General features: G+C 36.7%; 5 protein-coding genes. All 5 read right to left on the reverse strand.

Annotation, left to right across the window (positions count from 1 at the left end; translation table 11 throughout):
- Positions 1 to 124: 124 nt before the first annotated feature.
- The 5 genes from ACTNEP_RS20305 to fliD all read right to left on the reverse strand — a co-directional run bounded on the left by ACTNEP_RS20305 (position 125) and on the right by fliD (position 3,665).
- Positions 125 to 478 (reverse strand): hypothetical protein, encoded by a 354-nt coding sequence (locus tag ACTNEP_RS20305; RefSeq protein WP_441163767.1) that lies wholly within the window; start codon positions 476 to 478, stop codon positions 125 to 127.
- Positions 478 to 876, reverse strand: a complete 399-nt coding sequence (fliS, locus tag ACTNEP_RS20310; protein ID WP_441163768.1) for a flagellar export chaperone FliS — start codon at positions 874 to 876, stop codon at positions 478 to 480. The genes ACTNEP_RS20305 and fliS overlap by 1 nt, the downstream gene beginning before the upstream one ends.
- 28 nt (positions 877 to 904) lie before the next feature.
- Entirely contained in the window at positions 905 to 1,270 is a 366-nt protein-coding gene (gene flaG, locus ACTNEP_RS20315) for a flagellar protein FlaG (RefSeq protein WP_441163769.1), read from the reverse strand.
- Between the two features lie 175 nt (positions 1,271 to 1,445).
- Entirely contained in the window at positions 1,446 to 1,622 is a 177-nt protein-coding gene (locus ACTNEP_RS20320) for a YjfB family protein (RefSeq protein WP_441163770.1), read from the reverse strand.
- Between the two features lie 30 nt (positions 1,623 to 1,652).
- Positions 1,653 to 3,665 (reverse strand): flagellar filament capping protein FliD, encoded by a 2,013-nt coding sequence (gene fliD, locus ACTNEP_RS20325; protein WP_441163771.1) that lies wholly within the window; start codon positions 3,663 to 3,665, stop codon positions 1,653 to 1,655.
- Positions 3,666 to 3,883 lie beyond the last annotated feature (218 nt).

Consider the following 3,883-nt stretch of genomic DNA (forward strand, 5'->3'; position numbering starts at 1 on the left):
TCCCGTACAAATACTCGGTGACAAGCTTTACTTTAAATTCTTCACTATATTTGACCATAAAAACACCCCCGAAAGTTAGGTTTTTTACTCTAACTTTCGGGGGTCGGTACCTTGGATATAGTGGTTATTTTTTCGAATCTAAAAATCTGCCATCATAGCTGGCAACACTTTGGTATGGATTTAAATATGAGTGATTAGAGCGTGGTTGTTTCTTTGCGTTACGCATATCTTTTTTTATCAGTTGGAATACCCTCTTTAGTTCTTGATTCAGCTGTTGATCCAGTTCCATTGCATGTTTTCCTAATTGCTGTTCCTGTTGAGTAAATGGGGGTTTGATTTCTTCTGTTAATGTTCCCCGTTCTTCGATTAATTGATTAATTTTCGTAATTGCACTTTCACGTTGTTCATTATTCAATGGCTGTGTTAATAACTGTAGCATGATTTGTGTTTTATCAATATATTGTTTAAGTGCCTCCATCAGATATTCACACCTTGCCCATGCTGCCGTATACGTTCTTTTTTAATGACTTCCTTCCATGTATCTCGAAAATTTTCGATAATTTCACGAGCTTGTTCTAACTGGTCAAGATCATTTTTTATATTTGCTTGGGTTAGTGCATGATAGACGAAATCATATAAAGGCATCATTTGTTTCGCTATTGGCGCTTCTTGATCTAAAGTAACCATTAACTCGCGAATAATATTTTGTGCTTTCTGGATCATTTCATTTTTCCTTTGGTGATCTTTCACTTCAATAGCTTGCCTTGCCTGTTTAAGAAATTTCAAGCATCCATTATATAACATTAATGTTAACTCTCCTGGTGATGCAGTGTTAACTGAATTGTTCTGATATGCTTGATATTGTTGATAAGTCATAGGTCGTACGCTCCTCTATTCCTTGTGACTATATTTTTTCATCGACAATAAATCCCATTAATTCTGCCATAGATGCATAGACATCGAGCATTTTCTTTGGTGGGATTTCCTTGACAACTTCTTCAGTATTTCGATCGATAATCGTAACATAATACCGATCAAGTTTATCATGAAACTCATAACGAATTCCGGTATTAGAAGGTTCCAAAAAGGAATTAAGTCCTTCCACCATACTTTGTAATTGGTCTTTATTTAACTCTACATTTCCATTTAATAATTGCTGTTTTGTTTGTTCATGGTTATTGGATCGCTCTCTTGCTGATGTAGAAAGTTCAAGAGTAGAGTTTGTCTGTTGCACGAGTGGAGATCCAGTGATCATTTTACCAACTTCCATGACAATTTTCATCCCCTTATTTAATTGTTTCTATTAATATCGGATTCTTCCATCAAAGGTTTAGTATTTTGCCAATATTCTTTTTATGAAAGCCTTGTTCGTTTCGTTCTGTATGCTAATTCGGATTCTAGTAAAAAGGAACCTAAGCGATCTCCACTTGGTTCCTTCTTTCACACTAGCCTTTAATATCAATATTACTACCAAGATGAGGTTGCATAGATTGCTCAAGCATCTTGATCATATCACTAGATTGAACTTCTGCTTGACCTAGCGCTTTGTCTAACAAGGAAACACTGGCTTGCTGCTTCACTTGAGCTTGGTTCATCACAATTGATAATGCAGCTATATCCATTTTAGAGCCCCCTTTCAGAAGGTTGCCTCATTAATACATCATTCCACCAAATTGTTGTTGCAAGAACATTGCTTGCTGATTAGCGTGTTGCATCGCTTTTTCCATAGCGGTAAATTGTCTCCAATAACGATCCTCAATTTGTTTTAAACGATCCTGGAAACGCTCGATCTGCTTCTCAACTTGTTCCAAATTGCGTCCTAGAGTAAATTGTTGATTAGTGTAAGTCGCTCTACCAGCACGTTCATAAATTCTATCCATGGTATTATTAACCGAATCTGTCAACCTTCGTACAATACCTTGCTCTTCATAGGTATCGCCATCTCCACGGAATAAATTCTCGACAGCAGCCGGATCTGCTTCAATTGCTTCTCGTAATTTTGTCTCGTTAATCTCCAACTTGCCACCGTCCAAATAATTCGATGTGGTAGTAATTCCAATGGCTGCCAATTGATTAAAGGTTCCGGCTGAATCTGCATTGTTTACTGGTGAATAGAAATCGCCTCTCATGGAAGATAAAGCACTTTGCAGAATAGGATCATTTCTTAGCAAACCACTTTTAGCCATCTCTTCCCATTCTTCCTGTTGTTTTTCACTGAGTGATTCTCTTTGATCATCTGTGAGCGGGTCATAATCACGGTAATACTGCTCTTGAGCTTTTCCATTAATTGCATCAATTAATGCGTTATAAGTCTCCACAAATTCTTTAATATTATCAAAAACAGCATCGGTATCATTGGTAACATTTACGGTTACAGGGCCATCCGCCTCTGTAAAGGTTTGTTTTAGATTAAATGTCACACCATCAATTTGGAAATTATTTGTTGTTCTCTGTGTTGTTAAACCATTAATTGTAAATTCAGCATTTTGTCCAGCTTGATAATTATTTGGATTGTTAAAACCTAACGTGTCTGTCATAAATGCCCCACCAACAGAGATATCTTGCGTTCCCTCTTCCCCAAATTGACCAGTTTCTGTTCTTCGTAAAGAAACTTGATCTGTAAAGGAGTCATACATCATCGAGACACCAAGATCTGCATTGTTCACTCGACTCACTACTTGGTTTAATGATTCATTTCCTCTAATAATAAAGTTTTCGTATGTCTCTCCTTTTGAAGTCTGGGCACCAACTGAAAATGCTGTATAGTTTTGCTGATAATTTGCTTCAATGGTCGTTCCTTCCTCAATTTCTCCATTAAATGTGATTAGACCAGTATTTTTATTGATAACTCCAATGGAATTTTGATTACTATCAACTAACTGATATTCTCCTTCATTACCTGTAGCAGTTCCTATACTATATGTATTCCCATCAATTGTTAATGCTAAATTCTCAATGGACCGACCTGATAACTGGAACGTCTTAGTATCCGCGGTAAGTTCACGAGAGTCCGTGTTAATCCCATCTGTTACATATTCTGCTGTAATTTTATCATTCGCTTTAATAGCACCATCAGCAAATGTTAATTGGCCATTTTCCAGCAAAACTTGATTTTCTCCTGGTTCTCCGGAAGTGATCACTTCATAGCCTTTTCCATTTACTTTAATCGTAACCGCGTCTGAATCTATATTATTTCTTTCTAATGAGATAGTCTGATTGTTAGATTCGACCGTTATATCTTCTTTAAAAATAGCACCTTGTTTCCACTCCACTTCAAGAGCACTCTGGCTTTGCATACTTTTCGAAGCATTCAGTTCACCGCCAGAAATTTTGCCATTATTTAACCATGAAGCAGATTTCGCTAATTGTGTTACCGAAGATAATTCAAATGATGATTGACTTGCCGAACCATTAGCAGTCGCAGAAACCAACTCTTCATTTGTAGTCGAAGTTTGACGAGCACGATAGCTTGTAGTTAAACGCATGTCTGTTAAAGTATTGCGAAAATCAAGCAATAATGTGTTAATCGAACGATAATCATCACGTTTCCATTCTAAAATTTGCTTTTGCTGCTCCATCCGTTGAAGTGGCATACTTTCTGCTCTCATCAAATCTTTCACCATTTGATCGATATCCATACCACTGGCAAATCCACTTATTCTCATCTTTAGTTCACGTCCTTTTCCTTCTTCTTTAGTTATAGTATCGGATAAGAACGTGATATCTTTAATAGAACTTTTATATTATCTTCCAAAAAAATAACTACCTGCGTTGGTACCGACCCCCGAAAGTTAGAGTAAAAAACCTAACTTTCGGGGGTGTTTTTATGGTCAAATATAGTGAAGAATTTAAAGTAAAGCTTGTCACCGAGTATTTGTACGGG

This window comes from Gracilibacillus sp. HCP3S3_G5_2, from assembly GCF_052063305.1.
Lineage (GTDB): Bacteria > Bacillota > Bacilli > Bacillales > Amphibacillaceae > Gracilibacillus.